The sequence below is a fragment of the Humibacillus sp. DSM 29435 genome (genome assembly GCF_001758225.1).
GTDB lineage: Bacteria > Actinomycetota > Actinomycetes > Actinomycetales > Dermatophilaceae > DSM-29435.
Map to the genome: position 1 here is coordinate 147,653 of NZ_MAST01000053.1, position 17,160 is coordinate 164,812.

At 69.0% G+C, this 17,160-nt stretch carries 16 protein-coding genes; 9 read left to right on the top strand and 7 right to left on the bottom strand.

Going from position 1 to position 17,160, the window contains the following annotated elements:
- The 7 genes from secD (at nt 1) to BA895_RS24075 (ending at nt 7,927) form a co-directional block, all read left to right on the top strand.
- The gene (secD, locus tag BA895_RS21805; protein WP_070193977.1) at nt 1-1,935 is read left to right on the top strand and encodes a protein translocase subunit SecD; all 1,935 of its coding nucleotides are present in this window, start codon (nt 1-3) and stop codon (nt 1,933-1,935) included.
- Nucleotides 1,932-3,095: a protein translocase subunit SecF gene (gene secF / locus BA895_RS21810; RefSeq protein ID WP_070193978.1), complete on the top strand. Its 1,164-nt coding sequence runs from the start codon at nt 1,932-1,934 to the stop codon at nt 3,093-3,095. Before secD ends, secF begins: the two co-directional genes overlap by 4 nt.
- A gap of 95 nt (nt 3,096-3,190) precedes the next feature.
- Entirely contained in the window at nt 3,191-3,697 is a 507-nt protein-coding gene (locus tag BA895_RS21815) for an adenine phosphoribosyltransferase (RefSeq protein WP_371327745.1), read from the top strand.
- 103 nt (nt 3,698-3,800) lie between these two features.
- Complete coding sequence (locus tag BA895_RS21820; RefSeq protein WP_254666602.1) at nt 3,801-4,634, top strand: alpha/beta fold hydrolase; 834 nt, start codon at nt 3,801-3,803, stop codon at nt 4,632-4,634.
- Nucleotides 4,635-4,791: 157 nt separating this feature from the next.
- Entirely contained in the window at nt 4,792-7,074 is a 2,283-nt protein-coding gene (locus BA895_RS21825; RefSeq protein ID WP_070193979.1) for a bifunctional (p)ppGpp synthetase/guanosine-3',5'-bis(diphosphate) 3'-pyrophosphohydrolase, read from the top strand.
- The gene (locus tag BA895_RS21830) at nt 7,055-7,771 is read left to right on the top strand and encodes a class E sortase (RefSeq protein ID WP_083283653.1); all 717 of its coding nucleotides are present in this window, start codon (nt 7,055-7,057) and stop codon (nt 7,769-7,771) included. The genes BA895_RS21825 and BA895_RS21830 overlap by 20 nt, the downstream gene beginning before the upstream one ends.
- Nucleotides 7,772-7,927, top strand: coding sequence for a hypothetical protein (locus tag BA895_RS24075; RefSeq protein WP_175442412.1), 156 nt, complete (start codon nt 7,772-7,774; stop codon nt 7,925-7,927).
- A gap of 18 nt (nt 7,928-7,945) precedes the next feature.
- Here BA895_RS24075 and BA895_RS21835 read toward each other — a convergent pair whose 3' ends face one another.
- Both BA895_RS21835 and BA895_RS21840 read right to left on the bottom strand, forming a co-directional pair.
- Entirely contained in the window at nt 7,946-9,949 is a 2,004-nt protein-coding gene (locus BA895_RS21835) for a DUF349 domain-containing protein (RefSeq protein ID WP_254666603.1), read from the bottom strand.
- The gene (locus tag BA895_RS21840) at nt 9,946-10,794 is read right to left on the bottom strand and encodes a peptidylprolyl isomerase (protein ID WP_070193981.1); all 849 of its coding nucleotides are present in this window, start codon (nt 10,792-10,794) and stop codon (nt 9,946-9,948) included. The genes BA895_RS21835 and BA895_RS21840 overlap by 4 nt, the downstream gene beginning before the upstream one ends.
- A gap of 186 nt (nt 10,795-10,980) precedes the next feature.
- On the opposite strand from BA895_RS21840, the gene BA895_RS21845 reads away from it, so the two are divergent.
- Together BA895_RS21845 and hisS are read left to right on the top strand one after the other, a co-directional pair.
- Nucleotides 10,981-11,682, top strand: a complete 702-nt coding sequence (locus BA895_RS21845) for an MBL fold metallo-hydrolase (RefSeq protein WP_070193982.1) — start codon at nt 10,981-10,983, stop codon at nt 11,680-11,682.
- The gene (gene hisS, locus BA895_RS21850) at nt 11,679-13,028 is read left to right on the top strand and encodes a histidine--tRNA ligase (protein WP_070193983.1); all 1,350 of its coding nucleotides are present in this window, start codon (nt 11,679-11,681) and stop codon (nt 13,026-13,028) included. Before BA895_RS21845 ends, hisS begins: the two co-directional genes overlap by 4 nt.
- A gap of 79 nt (nt 13,029-13,107) precedes the next feature.
- On the opposite strand, the gene BA895_RS21855 is transcribed toward hisS, so the two are convergent.
- From BA895_RS21855 to BA895_RS21875, 5 genes are read right to left on the bottom strand one after another with little or no spacing between them, the layout of a single operon-like run.
- Nucleotides 13,108-13,740, bottom strand: coding sequence for a hypothetical protein (locus tag BA895_RS21855; RefSeq protein ID WP_139142829.1), 633 nt, complete (start codon nt 13,738-13,740; stop codon nt 13,108-13,110).
- Nucleotides 13,741-13,789: 49 nt separating this feature from the next.
- The gene (locus BA895_RS21860; RefSeq protein WP_254666604.1) at nt 13,790-14,182 is read right to left on the bottom strand and encodes a hypothetical protein; all 393 of its coding nucleotides are present in this window, start codon (nt 14,180-14,182) and stop codon (nt 13,790-13,792) included.
- Nucleotides 14,179-14,553, bottom strand: coding sequence for a hypothetical protein (locus BA895_RS24080; RefSeq protein ID WP_175442413.1), 375 nt, complete (start codon nt 14,551-14,553; stop codon nt 14,179-14,181). The genes BA895_RS21860 and BA895_RS24080 overlap by 4 nt, the downstream gene beginning before the upstream one ends.
- A complete protein-coding gene (locus BA895_RS21870) occupies nt 14,550-16,256 on the bottom strand; it encodes a radical SAM protein (protein ID WP_083283655.1) in 1,707 nt (568 codons plus the stop codon). The genes BA895_RS24080 and BA895_RS21870 overlap by 4 nt, the downstream gene beginning before the upstream one ends.
- On the bottom strand, nt 16,253-17,032 hold the full coding sequence (locus BA895_RS21875) for a prolipoprotein diacylglyceryl transferase (protein WP_070193986.1): 780 nt from the start codon (nt 17,030-17,032) through the stop codon (nt 16,253-16,255). Before BA895_RS21875 ends, BA895_RS21870 begins: the two co-directional genes overlap by 4 nt.
- Between the last annotated feature and the right edge of the window lie 128 nt (nt 17,033-17,160).

A 17,160-nucleotide genomic window follows, 5' to 3' on the forward strand; every position in this document is an offset into this window, starting at 1 on the left:
GTGGCTGGTAGCTCCACCAAACGCATCGCGACCCGCAGCCTGGCGCTGCTCGTGGCGTTCATCATCGGCCTCGGGGCTCTCACCGGAGGTCTCGCACTGTGGGGCGGCGCACAGCTGACCCCACGTCTCGGCCTCGACCTCGAGGGCGGAACCGAGATCGTGCTCGAACCCGTGCTCGTGGGCAACCAGCAGGTCAGCCCGGGCCAGATCGACCAGGCCGTCGACATCATCCGCCAGCGCATCGACGCGAACGGGGTGGCCGAGGCCGAGATCTCCACCCTCGGCGGGCAGAACATCGTGGTCGCCATCCCGGGCACACCCACCCCGGAGCAGCTTCAGGCGATCCGTAAGCCGTCCCAGCTCAGCTTCCGCGCGGTCTTCGTCGAAGCAGCCGGCAACATCCCTGCCACTGTGACCCCGCCGGCCACCTCACCGACAGCGCCCTCGAGCAGCACTCCGACGGGAACTGCGACGGGAACTGCAACGACTCCATCGGCATCGGGCACGGCAACGGGTTCCAGTGGCACGCCGGCACCGAGCTCGACGGCCGCAAACGGGGTCGTTCCCGATGCCTTCAAGGCCGCGACCACCCCGGCCACCCCCACCCCCACAGCCACGGGCACGTCGACACCAGCCAACTCGGCTCCCGCCGCGACGACCCCAGCGCCCCAGCCCACGGCCCCGACTGCGGCGGAAGAAGCCGCAGCAATCGAGCAGCAGGTCACCACCTCGCTCACCGGCATGGGCTTCGCCGCGGCGAAGGCGCCCGCTGCCGCCAAGCAGGTCGCTCAGGACTACGCGAAGCTCGACTGCAGCAAGCCCGGCGCGGTCGACCAGATCGTCGACGACCCTGCCCTGCCCATCGCCACCTGTGGCGACGACCGGGTCACGAAGTATGTTCTCGGCCCCGTCGAGATCAAGGGCAGCGAGATCTCCGACGCCTCCAGCGGCTTCCAAGCCGGCCCGAACGGCCAGCCGACCTCGATCGTCGAAGTCTCGCTCACGTTCAACGCCACCGGCGCGAAGAAGTTCGCCGAGGTCACCAAGCGGCTCTTCGACATGCAGGGTCAGACGCCCCTCGACCAGTTCGCCATCGTGCTCGACAAGGTCGTGATCTCGGCGCCTCGGTCTCAGGCCGCGATCCCCGACGGTCGAGCATCGATAACGGGCTCGTTCACCACCGACTCGGCGAAGGCTCTTGCTCAGCAGCTGAAGTTCGGCGCCCTGCCGATCTCGTTCGCGCTGCAGACGCAGGACGACATCACCCCCCAGTTGGGTGCCGAGCAGCTGGGGCTGGGCCTGTTGGCGGGCGCCATCGGGCTCTTGCTCGTCGTGGTCTACTCCCTCTTCCAGTACCGGGCTCTCGGTCTGGTCACGGTGCTGTCGCTCGTCGTGGCGGCCACCTTGACCTACCTGTCGGTGACCGTGCTGGGCACTCTCGTCGGGTTCCGGCTCACGATGGCCGGCGTCACCGGCCTGATCGTGGCCATCGGTGTCACCGCCGACAGCTTCATCGTCTACTTCGAACGCATCCGCGACGAGGTGCGAGACGGCCGGCCACTGGTCGCCGCGGTTGAGGCCGGGTGGAAGCGCGCTCGGCGCACCATCATCGCGGCCGACGCCGTCAACTTCATCGCGGCCGCCGTGCTGTACTTCCTCGCCTCGAGCAACGTTCGCGGCTTCGCCTTCACCCTCGGACTGACCACGCTCATCGACCTGGTCGTCGTGGTGCTCTTCACCCACCCCATGGTGCAGCTGTTGGCCCGCACGGAGTTCTTCGGCAACGGTCACAAGTGGTCGGGGCTCGACCCTGAGCGTCTCGGCGCCAAGGAGAGCCCCCGCTACCGCGGTCGGGGACAGTTCGGCATCGGCAAGGGCTCAGGCGCACCCGTCACGGGCACCACCGGATTCACGGCGGGGAAGGCCAAGGCATGATCAACTTCGCGCAGGTCGGCAACGACCTCTACACCGGCAAGCGGTCGGTCGCCTTCATCAAGCGCCAGAAGACCTGGTACGCGATGTCGGCGGTGCTCATCGCCCTCGCCCTCGTCGGCATCTTCGCCCGCGGTCTGAACTTCGGCATCGAGTTCAGCGGCGGCTCCGAGTTCCGGGTGTCGGGCGTGAACAACACCCAGAACTACGAGCAGCGGGCCCAGCAGGCCGCCACGAAGGCCGGCATCAGCGGGAACGTCGAGTCGACGGTCATCGGCCAGAGCACGGTACGCGTGCAGACCGAGTCGGCCAGCGAACGCACCGAGGCCGCCAAGGAGTCACTGAGCAGTGCCTTCGGGGTCGCCCCCACGGCCGTCAGCGCCTCCCTCATCGGCCCGAGCTGGGGGGAGTCGGTCAGTAAACAGGCCATCCAGGGCCTCATCGTGTTCCTCATCCTCGTGACCATCGTCATGGCGCTCTACTTCCGAACGTGGAAGATGGCGGTAGCCGGCCTCGTCGCGCTGCTGCACGACCTCGTCGTCACGGTCGGCATCTACGCCCTGTTCGGGTTCGAGATCACCCCGTCGTCGATGATCGGCTTCCTCACCATCCTCGGCTACTCGCTCTACGACACCGTTGTCGTGTTCGACAAGGTGCGTGAGAACACAGCTGACGCGTTCCGCACCAAGCGGATGAGCTACTCCGCGGCCGCCAACCTCGCGGTCAACCAGACCCTGGTGCGCTCGATCAACACCACGGTCGTGGCGCTGCTGCCGATCGCCGCCGTGCTGGTAGTCGGCTTCACCCTGCTCGGACCGGGGACCCTTCTCGACCTCTCGCTGGCCCTGTTCATCGGTATCGCGGTGGGCGCCTACTCCTCCATCTTCATCGCGACGCCCCTGCTGGTCGACCTGCGCCGTGGCGAGAAGGCGGTGGTCGAGCTGGAGAAGTACGTGGCCAAGCACGGCGACCGCCAGAATGCTCGAGCGAGCGAGCTCGAAGGCGCGCCTGTGCCGATGCGGGTCGGCGCCGACGTGACGGGTGCGGCAGCGGTTCCTGCAGATCACACCGGGGCTGCCGGTCTCGAGGTTCGCCCGGTGCACAAGTACGCGCAGCCCGGTCCACGCAACCAGCCCAAGCGGCCACCGAAGTCGAAGCGCTGAAGGGTATGAGCGACCCGACCGAGTCGATGAACACCGAGGCCGGTGCCGACCTCACGGCGGGAGGCCGAGAGGACGCTGTCGAGTCTGTGGCCGCGATGGTCTCGAGCCGGTTGCGCGACATCCCCGACTTCCCGAAGCCGGGTGTGCTGTTCAAGGACTTCACCCCCCTGCTCGCCGACGGCCCCGCGTTCGCCAGGCTGGTGCGCGACACCGCAACCCGCTACGACGGGCTGGTCGATGTCGTCGTCGGCATCGAGGCGCGCGGCTTCGTGCTCGCCGCAGCCGTCGCCTACGAGCTCGGTCTCGGGATGGTGCTCGTGCGCAAGGCCGGCAAGCTGCCCGGCGAGGTGCTCAAGGAGAGCTACGCCCTCGAGTACGGCACGGCCGAGATCGAGGTGCACACCGAGGCGTTCGCCCCCGGTCAACGCGTGCTCGTGCTCGACGACGTGCTCGCCACCGGCGGAACGGCACACGCCTGTTGTCTGCTCATCGAGCGGGCGGGAGCCCAGGTGGCCGCCGTCGAGGTCGTACTGGAACTCGGGTTTCTCGGGGGGCGAGACCGCCTCCGTGGCCGGGTCGTGAACGCGGTGCTGACCCTCTGAGCCTTGCCGGACTGCCGGTGACAAGCAGTCACCCGACTGAAGTCACGGCCTCGTGCTTCGTCCTAGCCTTCGGGAGAACAACCACCCCCTGAAGGAGCCCCTCGTGCCCACCCAGCCCATCCTGTCGTCACGTCCGGCCCGCGTCGGCGCCATCGTCGTCACGGTCGCAGCGCTTCTCTCGGGGGCGAGCACCCTGCCAGCGTCAGCGGCATCCCCCTCGTCGGTGACCCACGCGACCACCAAGCCCACGGTCGTGCTAGTGCACGGTGCCTGGGCTGACAGCTCCAGCTGGAACGCCGTGATACGGCGACTGATCCATGACGGCTACCCCGTCACTACCTTCGCCACGCCGTTGCAAAGTCTGTCGGGCGACTCCAGCTCACTGCGCGACCTGCTGGCCTCGATCTCTGGCCCCGTCGTTCTCGTCGGCCACTCCTACGGCGGCGCCGTCATCACCGATGCGGCCGCCGGCTCCAGCCAGGTCAAGGCCCTGGTATACCTCGACGCGTTCGCCCCAGACGAGGGTGAGCCCGCCATCGCCCTGGCCGGCCCCGACTCGGCCCTCAACCTGCCCGGGGTGCTGAGCCCGGTGCCGCTCGGCGCCCCCACGCCGACCACCGAGCTGTTCGTCGACCAGAAGGCGTTCGTGAAGTACTTCGCGAACGACCTACCTCGCTGGCGCGGGCAGGTGCTGGCCGCGACCCAGCGTCCGGTCACGTTCGCAGCCTTGACGGAGCCGTCCACGGCCCCCGCCTGGAAGACGATCCCCTCGTGGTACGAGATCGGCACGATCGACAAGGTTCTACCGCCTGCTGTGCAACGGTCGATGGCCAACCGGGCCGGCGCCCACATCAGCACGGTGCGCAGCGGCCACCTGCCCATGGTCTCGGCCCCCAAGGCGGTCACCTCACTGATCGAGCAGGCCGCGAGGTCATAACCTCGACCTGAACGACCGAACGGGCCGGTGACGCGGTCGCGCCTCGTGGTCGCCATCGTGGTGCGGTGGTGCGGTGGTGCGGTGGTGCGGCGTCAGGCACGGCGGCACCGGCCCGACCTCCGGCCGTGGACTCAGGCGAAGGCCCTAGACTCACGTCATGAGTGAGGACGTGCGGAACGAGCTGTCGACCCCCTCGCGGGTTCGAGCGCGCTTCGCACGTTTCGGCGCCACCAGGCCGGCGGGGAACCCGGTTCTCGAACCGCTGATGACTGCGGTCCGCCAGGCCCACCCCAAGGCCGACCTGTCGGTGATCGAGCGTGCCTACGAGGTGGCCGAGGCGGCCCACGAGGGCCAGATGCGCAAGAGCGGCGATGCCTACATCACCCATCCGCTCGCGGTCACCACCATTCTCGCCGAGCTCGGCATGACCCCCCCGACACTGGCCGCGGCTCTGTTGCACGACACGGTCGAAGACACGGCCTACGCCCTCGATGAGCTGCGGCGCGACTTCGGTGAAGAGATCGCGATGCTCGTCGACGGGGTGACCAAGCTCGACAAGGTCACCTACGGTGAGGCGGCGCAGGCCGAGACCGTACGCAAGATGGTCATCGCCATGGCCCGCGACATTCGCGTGCTCGTCATCAAGCTGGCCGACCGGCTGCACAACGCCCGCACCTGGCGCTACGTGAGCCCCGAGTCGGCCAAACGCAAGGCCAACGAGACCCTCGAGATCTACGCGCCGCTGGCGCACCGGCTCGGCATGAACACCATCAAGTGGGAGCTCGAGGACCTCAGCTTCATGACCCTCTACCCCAAGGTGTACGACGAGATCGTGCGCCTCGTGGCCGAGCGTGCTCCCGCGCGGGAGCAGTACCTCGCTGGGGTGCGTACCCAGGTGACCGACGACCTGAGCGCCGCGAAGATCAAGGCCACCGTCACCGGTCGCCCCAAGCACTACTACTCCGTGTACCAGAAGATGATCGTGCGTGGCCGCGACTTCGAGGAGATCTACGACCTCGTCGCCGTGCGGGTGCTCGTCGACACCGTGCGCGACTGCTACGCCGCGCTCGGGTCGCTGCACTCGCGCTGGAACCCGGTGCCCGGCCGGTTCAAGGACTACATCGCGATGCCGAAGTTCAACATGTACCAGTCGCTGCACACCACGGTCATCGGCCCGGAGGGCAAGCCGGTCGAGATCCAGATCCGCACCCACACCATGCACCGCCGCGCCGAGTACGGCGTGGCGGCGCACTGGAAGTACAAGGACCAGAACGGCGGCAGCGTCGCCCGCCCCGGTGAGATCACCCCGCAGAACGACATGGCCTGGCTGCGTCAGCTGCTCGACTGGCAGCGCGAGACCGAGGACCCCGGCGAGTTTCTCGACTCGCTGCGCTTCGAGATGGGCAGCAGCGAGGTCTACGTGTTCACCCCGAAGGGCGGGGTGGTGGCCCTGCCCGCCGGCGGAACCCCCGTCGACTTCGCCTATGCCGTGCACACCGAGGTCGGGCACCACTGCATCGGCGCCAGGGTCAACGGTCGTCTGGTTCCGCTCGAGTCGACGCTCGAGAACGGCGATCTCGTCGAGGTGCTCACCTCGAAGGCCGATGGGGCCGGACCGAGCCGCGACTGGTTGCAGTTCGTCAAGAGCCCGCGGGCCCGCAACAAGATCAAGGCCTGGTTCTCGAAGGAGCGCCGAGAAGAGGCGATCGACTCCGGAAAGGAGAGCATCGCCAAGGCCCTGCGCAAGCAGAACCTGCCGCTGCAACGGCTGATGAGCCACGAGTCGATGACGGCCGTCGCGACCGATCTGCGCTACCACGACATCGAGGCGCTGTATGCCGCTGTCGGCGAGGGCCACGTCTCGGCGCAGCACGTCGTCGGCAAGGTGGTCGCGTCGATGGGCGGGGTCGACGGCGCCACCGAAGACCTGGCCGAGGCCACGGTTCCGAACCGGGGCCGGGCCCGCCGACAGGACGGCGACCCTGGCGTCGTCGTGGTGGGCGCGGCCGACGTCTGGGTCAAGCTGGCAAAGTGCTGTACCCCGGTGCCGGGCGACCCGATCCTCGGTTTCGTCACCCGGGGCAGCGGCGTGTCGGTGCACCGGGTCGACTGCACCAACGCCGACCAGCTGACCGCCAACCCCGACCGACTCATCGAGGTCGAGTGGGCGCCCAGCTCGGCCAGCGTGTTCCTCGTGCAGCTGCAGGTCGAGGCGCTCGACCGCAACCGGCTGCTCAGCGACGTGACGCGCGTGCTGAGCGACCAGCACGTCAACATCCTCTCGGCCTCGGTGCAGACCTCCCGAGCGCGCGTCGCCATCTCGCGGTTCACCTTCGAGATGGGCGATCCAGCGCACCTCGACCACGTCATCAAGGCCGTGCGAAAGATCGACGGGGTGTTCGACGTCTACCGGGTCAACGGTGGCAAGTCGACCGCCTGACGCTGCGAGGCGGCATCGGGCGCTGCATCGCGGTAGGTCGAGCGGCACGGCCCTGCGAGCGACCGGTGAGGTGCTGCTGACGCTCGGAGTCGTGGTGCTGCTCTTCGTCGTCTACCTGTTGTGGTGGACCGGGGTCGAGACCAGCGCCGCGCAGTCACGGCTCACGAACGACCTCGGTCGCGCAGTGGCGAGCGCACCGGCGCCGACAAAGGTTCCGGGCAGTCTCGCTGCGTCACTCGGCATCGACCCACCACCTCCCGTGCCCGCCACGGGAGAGCCCTACCTCGACCTGACCATCCCACGGCTGGGCGACGACTGGCGGTGGGTCGTGGTTCAGGGGGTCGGCCTCACCCAGCTGGCCCTGGGTCCTGGGCACTATCCGGGAACGGTCGGGCCCGGGGAGGTCGGTAACTTCGCCGTGGCCGCACACCGCTCCACCCACGGTGAGCCCTTCGCCTACCTCGACCGGATGCTGCCGGGTGACCTCGTCAGGTTCTCGTTCGGCGCCCGGGCGTGGACCTACCGGGTCGACAAGAGCTTCCTCACCGACCCGAGCGATGTGGGTGTGCTCGACCCGGTGCCAGGCGAACCCACGGCCAAGCCCACCCGTCGACTGCTCACGCTCACCACCTGCGACCCGCGGTGGGGCAACGAACGGCGGCTGATCGTCGTCGGCACCCTCGTGAAAGGCCGCTAGATGTATGCCGCACTGTGGCGGATGCTGCCTGGGCCCACCGCCGTCAGGGCGCTCACCCTGATCGCCATCGCGGCGCTGATCGTACTGATGCTGTTCACCATCGTCTTCCCCTGGGCCACCCAGTTCGTGCCGGGTCAGGAGGTGTTGGTGAACTGACGGTGGGCCCGGTCGAGGTCAGCCGCCGAACTCGGCGACCCCGGCCCGGGCCTGGTCGAGCCAGGCCCGTCTGGCCTCGAGGGCCTCGGTGGCCTTCTTGACCTTCGAGGCGTTGCCCGATGCTTCGGCCTTGGTGAGGTCGGCCTCAAGGTCAGCGACGGTTCGCTCGAGCTGGTCGACCATGGCCTGGGCGCGTGCAGCGGCCTCCGGGTTGCTTGACTTCCAGCGCTTCTCGTCGGCGTCGCGCACGGTCTGCTCGATGCGCCGAAGGGTCTTCTCGATGCGCTCCATGTCGGCGCGGGGCACCTTGCCAGCCGCGTCCCACTTGTCCTGCACGGCGCGCAGCTGGCCCTTGGCCTTCTCGAGGTCGGTCACGGGAAGGATGGCCTCGGCCTCCTTGAGCAGAGCCTCCTTGACCGTCAGGTTGCCCCTGAAGCCCTCCTCCTCCTGCGCGACCAGGGCGTCCTTCGCGGCGAAGAACGAGTCTTGGGCGGCCTTGAAGCGCGCCCACAGCTTGTCGTCGTCGCTGCGGCTGGCGCGACCAGCCTGACGCCACTCGTCCATCAGACGTTTGAACGCCCCGGCCGTTGAAGCCCAGTCGGTGCTCGTCGCCAGCTTCTCCGCCTCGTCCACAAGACGCTCCTTGGCCGACTTCGCCTCCGAGTGAGCGGCATCCAGACCAGCGAAGTGTGTTCTGCGGGCTTTGTCGAAGCCGTTGCGGGCTGTGCTGAACCGCTGCCACAGGGCGGTCTCCGACTCTCGGTCGAGTCGCGTGGAGGCACGCTGGTGCGCCTTCCAGTCATCGAGCAGCTCGCGCATGCGCGCCCCGCTCGTCTTCCACTGGATACGGCTCTCGGGCTGCCCCGCGATCGACTCCGCCTCGGCGACGATGGCTTCGCGCTCCACCTTGGCCGCCGCTCGCGCTTCGGCGCGGTGCTGCTGCTCGACGACCCGCTTGGCGGCGATGCCCGACTGGATCTCGTCGAGCTTGGCCGCGAGGGCGTCGAGGTCACCGACGACCGCGGCGTCATCGGTCTGGGCCCTGAGGGTCTTCAGGCCCTCCTGCACGTCTTTCGACGGTACCTCTGGCTGAGCCAGACGCTGCTCGAGCAGCACGGCCGAAGCGAAGAGCTCGTCGTACTTGCGGGCGAAGTAGGTCAGTGCCTGTTCGGAGGTCGCACCCGGGTACGAGCCGACCTCCTTCTCCTCACCGTCGGCCGTGCGCACGTAGACCACACCCTGCTCGTCGACCCGCCCGTGGGCGGCCGAGGCCGAGTGGTCGGTGGTGATGGTGGGCGGAGCGACCACGGCCGGCGGGTGCGGTGCAGCCTTGGCCAGCGCAGCCGGTGTCGGCATCGGCGGACGTGGCACGGCACTCGGCTTGGGGGGCCCAGGGGTGCTGGCTGGCAGGGTGGCTGGCAGGGTGGCTGGCGTGCTGGTGTCTGAGGACTCGGTCGGCGCGTCAGCAGTGGCCGGGGTCACCTCTGCGGAGGCGTCGACCTCCGAGCCGGTCTCGCTGGTCACGGACGCTTCTACATCGGCTGTCTGGACGGCGGGCGGCTCGGCGGGTTCGGTTGCGACGGCATCCGGCTCGGCGGGTTCGGTTGCGACGGCATCCGGCTCGGTGGTAGCGGGTTCGACCGCGGGTGGGGTATCGGCTGTCGGTGGCTCGTCGTGAGCAGGTGCAGCCGAGGGCTGCGGCTCGCCCTGCTCGTCGGCGCCGAGCGTCTCGACCTGAACCTGAACCTCGGCAGCGATCGGGGCTCCAGTGACCTCGACGGTGGCCTCGACCGGTGCTGGCTCGGGGTCGATCTCTGACGCGGGGGCCTCGACGTCAGCAGGCTCGACGTCAGCAGGCTCGGAGGTGACAGGCTCGGAGGTGACAGGCTCGACGTCGGGCACCGTCGACCCCTCAAGTGTGGCCACCGATTCGACGGCATCCGAGAGTGCTGCGTCGGCCTGTGGGTTCTGGGCCTGCACCTCGATCGTCTCGGCGGGACCGGTGGTCGTGTTGTCCGTCATTTCTTCTCCGTGACCTTCACACTGAGGATGCTGATCGGCGAGACGGGGGCCCCGTCGGCCGGGTTCTCGCCGGTGGCCTTGTTCGCGGCGATCTTCTTGACGATGTCGAGGCCTTTGGTCACCTTGCCGAAGATGGTGTACCCGCCTCCGTCGGTGGGCAGCTTGCTCTGCTCGTAGGTGATGAAGAACTGGCCGCCGTTGCTGTTGGGGTCCTGGGTCCGGGCCATGGCCAGCGAGCCGGCCGGGTAGACACCGTCCTTGGGGGCATTCTCGATGCCGAAGGTATAGCCGGGGCCACCCGAGCCGCTTCCGGTGGGGTCGCCGCACTGGAGCACGTAGATGCCCTCGCTCGTCACCCGGTGGCACGGGCTCGGCGCCCAGTAGCCCTCGGTGGCGAGGTTGTTGAAGGAGGCGACGGTCTGCGGGGCTTTGACCCCGTCGAGCTCGAAGTCGATCTCGCCGCAGGTGGTGGTGACCGTGGCCGTGAACGTCTTGCCGGCGGCAGCGGCCTTGTCGGGCACCTTGGCGAACTGCTTCGGCGACGCCTGCAGGGCTGGCGGCTTCACGCAGCCCGCGGCCAGCTTCTGACCCTCGGCAAGACCAGCCGCGTTGGTCGCCTGACCCGTCGCCGCTGCCGTCGAGGCGGCCGCCGGCGTCGGGGAGTCGTCGGAGCGGCCGCCGATGAGGTGCGGCACCGCGATGACCGCGGCCACGATGACGATGACAGCGAGGATCACGCCGAAGACCTGCTTGTCGCGGGCAGAGTCACCCACGGGCGGCTTCTGGGTCTTCTGCGCTGCCTCGTGGCGACGGCGCGCACGAGCGCGTTCCTGCTCTTTGGTCAACGAACCTCTCCTAGAACATGCGGGAGCGACCCCGGGCGTCCGGTCAGTTTAGGCAATGCCGACAGGGAGCATGTCACGGGATCGGTCACGAGTCCGTGACAACTCCCCTTCCTTCTACCGACTGGGGTCCTGCAGCGGCCCGATTCTGGCGCTGACGCACTGCGCAGCCCGGCTAGGCTCGGGCGCGTGCTGACGATCGCGTTCCCGGCCCAGGCTTTCGACACGAACTGCTACGTGCTGGCCCCGGCGGCGGGGGAGGAGTGCCTGATCGTCGACCCGGGCATCGGTGTCGAGGACACCCTGCGCGAGGTGCTCACCGAGCACCGGCTGCGTCCCGCTGCGGTGCTGCTCACCCACGGCCACGTCGACCACGTCTACTCCGTCACGCCGGTCTGCGGGTCAGACACGGCGGCCTACATCCACGCCGACGACCGCTACCGCCTCACCGACCTGCTGGCCCAGACCAACCCCGGGCTGATCGCCATGCTGGAGCAGCAGTTCGGGCAACGGGCCACCTGGACCGAACCGACCAACGTCGTCGAGATCCACGACCGCATGCAGCTGACGCTCGCCGGCCTCGACGTCGAGGTGCTGCACGCCCCGGGCCACACGGAGGGATCGGTCATGTTCGGGCTCCAGCGCGTGCCCGACGGCCTCAGCGAGCAGGTCGAGGTCGACCGCACCATGATCAGCGGCGACGTGCTCTTCGCGGGCTCGATCGGCCGCACCGACCTGGCGGGCGGCAGCCACGACGCGATGCAGCGCAGCCTGCGCGAGGTCGTGCTGCCCCTGCCCGACACCACGCTCGTGCTCCCGGGCCACGGCCCGGCCACGACGATGGCCCACGAACGAGCGACCAACCCGTTCCTGAAAGACTTGCCCACGTGAGCACACCGAAGTCCCGCCCCACCGGCAAAGTGACCCCGATCAGCGGTTTCCCCGAGTATCTGCCGGAGGGCCGCATCGTCGAGCAGCGCTTTCTCGACGTGATCCGCGAGACGTTCGAGCTGCACGGCTTCAGCTCGATCGAGACGCGGTCGATCGAGCCGATCGAACGGCTGAGCGCGCAGGGTGAGGACGCCGACAAGGAGATCTACGCCGTGTCGCGGCTGGCGGGCGACAGCGACGACGCTCGCTGGGGCCTGCACTTCGACATGACTGTGCCCTTCGCGCGCTACGTGCTCGAGAACGCGGGCAAGCTCGCCTTCCCGTTCCGCCGCTACCAGATCCAGAAGGCCTGGCGGGGTGAGCGGCCGCAGGAGGGCCGGTACCGCGAGTTCACCCAGGCCGACATCGACGTCGTCGACGTCGGCACACTCTCGCCGCACTTCGAGGCCGAGATGCCGCTCGTCATCGCCGACGTGTTCAGCCGGTTCCCGGTCGGTGACTTCGTCATCCAGGTCAACGACCGCAAGATCCCCAACGGCTTCTACCAGGGCATCGGCATCACCGACGTGATGGCCACTCTGCGCATCGTCGACAAGCTCGACAAGATCGGCCCCGAGAAGGTCAAGACCTTGCTGGTCGAGTCGGGCACGACACCCGCGCAGGCCGACCAGTGCCTCGAGCTGGCCGGCATCCGGTCGAACGACCTCGGCTTCGTCGACCAGGTGCGCGCCCTCGGCGTCGAGCACCCCCTGCTCGACGAGGGGCTCGAGTCGCTCGCCAACGTCATCCGCACCGGAATGGCGCACGCCCCGGGCAAGCTGGTGGCCGACCTGCGCATCGCTCGCGGCCTCGACTACTACACGGGCACCGTCTACGAGACCCAGTTCGTGGGCCACGAGTCGTGGGGCTCGTTCTGCTCCGGCGGTCGCTACGACGCCCTCGCCTCAGACGGCAAGAACACCTACCCCGGCGTGGGTATCTCGATCGGCGTCACCCGCATCCTCGGGCTGCTGATCGGCCACGACCTGGTCTCGGCCTCACGTTCGACTCCGTCGGCCGTGCTCGTAGCCCTCCCCGACGACGCGGCCCGTGAGCGGGCCGTCGCCACCGCCACCGCCCTGCGCCGACGCGGCATCGCGTGTGAGGTGGCGCCCTCGGCTGCGCGCTTCGGCAAGCAGATCCGCTACGCCGAGCGGCGCGGCATTCCGTGGGTGTGGTTCCCGGATGCCGGCGAGTCTGGTGACGAGGTCAAGGACATCCGCTCGGGCGAGCAGACACCAGCGAACGCCGACGACTGGATGCCGCCGAGCGCCGACCTCACGCCACTGGTCACCCGCTCTTCCTGAGCCGCCCAGCCCAACCGCCACCTGCGCAACACACCGAGTAGTCACCAACCCACCGAGTAGCTACCCGGTGGGTTCGCGACTACTCGGTGTGTTGCGGCGTCTGGTGGAGCCTGGGCGGCCGCAGGCCCTCCTCCTTAAGCTGCAGGGTGGCCAAGGCGTGGATCACCTGGGTGTCTCCGCGGCGCCAGGCCCCGACGGGATCGGGGTCGATGCGAGCCAGCTGGGTCATCGGACGCCGCGCCATGGCGCGCAGGGCGAAGAGGTCGAGGTCGGCGCTGGCGTCGACGAACCGCTGCGAGGACGTTGCCCGCCGGATGAACCCCACGCGCAGCACGAGCCAGGCGCCGCCGACGATCAGAACCGGCACCAGCGCCGTCGTGAGGCCCAGCGTCAGCGCAAGATTCTCGACGGTGCCGGCCATCGACGTTCCGGCCTCACGCAGAGTGGTGCCGGAGCCGGCCGCCTGGTCGAGCCAGCCTTCGAGCTGGTCGCCGACCAGTGGAACGCCGTGAGCGGTGTCTCCGGCACCGGTGAGCGAGTCATGAACGGTGGTCCCGGCCGAGGTCATGGCGTCGGCGGGCGACCGCAGTGCGAGCACCGTGTCGTGCACCTGGCGTCCGACCCAGACCCAGACGCCGATCCACAGCACCGCCATCACGTCGGCGAGGATCTGACGGGTTCGCCTGGCCGTGCTGTGTGCGTAGAAGGTCACCGTAGGCTCCATACCTTTCACTCGACCGATCATCGCGACGGTGACCAAACTAGGCGCTGAGACGGCTCCAGATACCCCAAGCGGCCACGAGGAAGAGCACCGCTAGGTACACGAGCACGATGCGGGTGTCACCGAGCAGGCACCTCGACCTCAGCAGACCCGCCCGCCTGGCACGCCAGTAACCGACGAAGCCGAGGCCGGCGAAGAAGGCGAGAGCCCACGGCCCGGCGAGCCAGGCGAGCAGCGCGATCGTCGCGAAGATGCACAGCCTGAGGGGATCGAAACCCTGGTGCGCCTCGTCGCCACCAGCCACGCCCTCCGTGCCGGTCGTCGGAGTCAGGTCGACGGCGCGGTCAGCACCGACCGGCTGATCCTGAACGGACCCGTCGTGGGCGTCGCCGCTGGTCGGATCGTGGTCACCCTCGCCACCCGCCGGGCTCATAGGCTCGAGCTCAGAGCGGCGATCAGCCCGATGCAGGCTCCACCCCCGACCACGATGATGATCGCGAGGCCGAGCAGGAAGCCGGTGGCGTACGGGCGGTACCTCTCGAAGGCGACACCCACGGTGGCGACGACCACCCCGAGGAGCAGACCACCGATCAGCACCTCCAGAACCGTGCCCGTGTTGGTGGCGACCACGAACAGGAGCAGCACGAACGCGACGGCCAGCACCCCACCCACGAGTCGACCCGGTCGACGCGGCGGGGGAGGCGGCGGACCGCCCCAGGGGCTGCCCGGGGGACCGACCGGTGGTCCCTGCGGCGGCGGAGGCGGTGACCCCGGTGGCGGATAGTTGGGGGGAGGAACGGTCATGTCGCCACCTCCGGCGCAGGTGTCGTGGCCGGCGGCGTCCCCGAATCGACCGAACCCGCTGAACCCGCTGGACCCGCTGGACCCGCGGGGGCCACGGACGGCACGGCGCTGATCGGTAGCTGTCGCCCCGCACTCGAGGAGAGACGTTGCCGCGCGAGCCGGGGCCAGGCCTGCACGGCGCAGAACGGCGCGCACTGGTCGGCCTCGTCGGGCCCACGGGTTCCGACGTGGACGCAGCACTGCGTGAGCCGCTCCTCGATCATCGTCGAGACGTCCATGAAGGGTTTGACGGTGATGCGCACCACGCGCTCGGCAAGCAGCTTGCGCAACCGCTTCTGCTGACCCGGCAGCCGTGAGCCGGCGAGCGTGGCCAGGGTGCCCACCCCGAGGTCGCAGCTCTGGCAGATGCCCTTCCAGAGGTCGCCCACGACCGGGTGTGAGAGCGACGACTGCTCACTCAGCAGGCCGAGCACCGACTCCTTGACGATGCCGCGCATCGCCTTGGGCAGGGCCTGGTCGGTGACCCGGTTGGCGAGCAGGTCGGGGGCCAGGTCGAGCCAGTCGAGCAGCCGGTCGTGGCCGACCGCCCGCGTGAGGGAGGTCCAGTCGCCCGCGTCGTCACGCAGCAGGTAGCCGACCGACGCACAGTGCGGGTGAGAGCACGGCAGCGCCGTGAGGTCTCGCCAGGTGACCACGCCGCCGGTCTGTTCGTCGAGGCGGGCGAGCACGCCGGTGTGGGTCAGCCGGTTCATCGGGTCGATCGCTCCGCTTCGGCCGCTGCCGAACTGCGGCTGGATGGAGATGCCCCCGATGTAGGGCGTCTGCAGGGCTCGCAGCACCACGTGCCCGATCTCATGGTCGTTGACCCCGAGAGCGGCGGTCATGGTGAGCGTCATGAACACCTCGGCCGCCGCCAGCCGGTCGATGGTGAGGTCTTTGAACCGGCGCAGGTCGGCGCCGCGGTGGTGTCGTGACGCCTCGGCGCTCTCACCGTCGTACTGGAGGTAGACCTCCACGCGTTCGCGGTGACGGTGCAGCAGGGCCACCAGATCGTCGTCACGAGAGAGGCTGATTCCGTTGGTGTTGATCAGGATGCGCACGATCGGGCGAGCGACGAGCTGCTCGAGCAGCTCGGGCAGGTCGGGGTGCAGGGTCGGCTCACCTCCCGAAAGCATAAGCACGTCGAGCCGGCCGTTCTCGCGCGCCAACCGCGCGTCGACGTTGGCCAGCACGTCACGCACCGAGGCCACCCCCGACAGCGACGGCGCCGAGTCGGCGAAGCAGGTCGGGCAGCGCAGGTTGCAGTGCTCGGTGATGTCCTCCACCAGGATGCAGGTGTGCTGGGTCTGCATGGCCGGCAGTCCGTACGCGTAGGCCTCCGGAGCCGGCAGGAAGTTGCCGGTGCGATCGGGGCCGTGCGTCTTGGTCGGCGCGGTCCACTGCTCGAGGTAGCTGAGGATCTCGGGCGACTCGTCGTAGAGCGTGCGCACCAGACCGTGCTCACGGCATCCGCGTTCGAGCCACACCCGGCCGTCTCGCTCGACGAGCCAACCACTGAGGCGTGGCACCTGAGCCAGCTCGCGTTCGGGCTGCTCGTCGTGACACAGCGGGCAGAAGGCGTTGACGTAGCGGTGGATCCGATCGCCGCGCAGGGCGCGCCCAGATCCGGCCGAGGGCGGCGCGGCCATGACGGGGTGACTCATGAGACCTCCTGGAGCACGGAAGCGGGTCGTGGGCTGCGCAGCACCACGAGCGCCCGCCAGACGGTGAGCGGGCCGAGCACGGCCAGCACCAGCTGAGGACGGGTGAGGCCCAGCCAGGCCACCTCGTTGCCTCGCACGAACTCTACGAAGAAACGGAAGACGGCATAGCCGGCCACGTACAGGGTGAACAAGCCGGCCGGCTCGGCGAGGCGGTCGCGCCAGCGCAGCAGCAGTGCCAGCGCGATGAGGTGGAAGACGATCTCGTAGGCGAATGACGGATGCAGCGCCACGCCGGCCACGGCGCCGGTGCGGTCAGCGGCCGCCTGGTCGAGCACGACGCCCCAGCCGTGCCCGGTGGGGGTGCCCGGGTTCTCGGTGAAGAGGCAGCCGAACCGGCCAACCGCCATCCCGGCCGCGACCGCTGGCGCGAAGTAGGCGCCGGTACGAGCGGTGTAGCCGGTGAGACGCTTGCCGAGCAGCACTCCGAGATAGGCCCCGACCAGGCCACCGATGATGCTGCGGTTGCCGTAGAGGAACTGCTCGACGAAGCCCGCGTTCTGCCGAAGATCGAGGTGCTGGAACCAGGTGCCGGCGTACATGAAGACGCCACCCCACGCGAGCCCGACCGCGACCACCGCCCAGAGTCGGGGGTCGGTCTCGCCACGTCGACGCCGTTCGGCGGCGAACACCCCGATGGCGACGACCAGGCCGAGAGCGACGAAGAACTCGTGCGTCCCGATGGTCAGACCGGCGAGCTCGACCAGGACGGGGTGCATGCGCCCACGATGTCATGAGGGCGATCCTCGCGACCTGAGTATTCACACCCCTGGCGTGGCTACAGTGGCAACAGGATCGGGCCCGTCGCCCGGCCCTGCATCATCCAGCGGCGCTCCCGCAGCAGCCG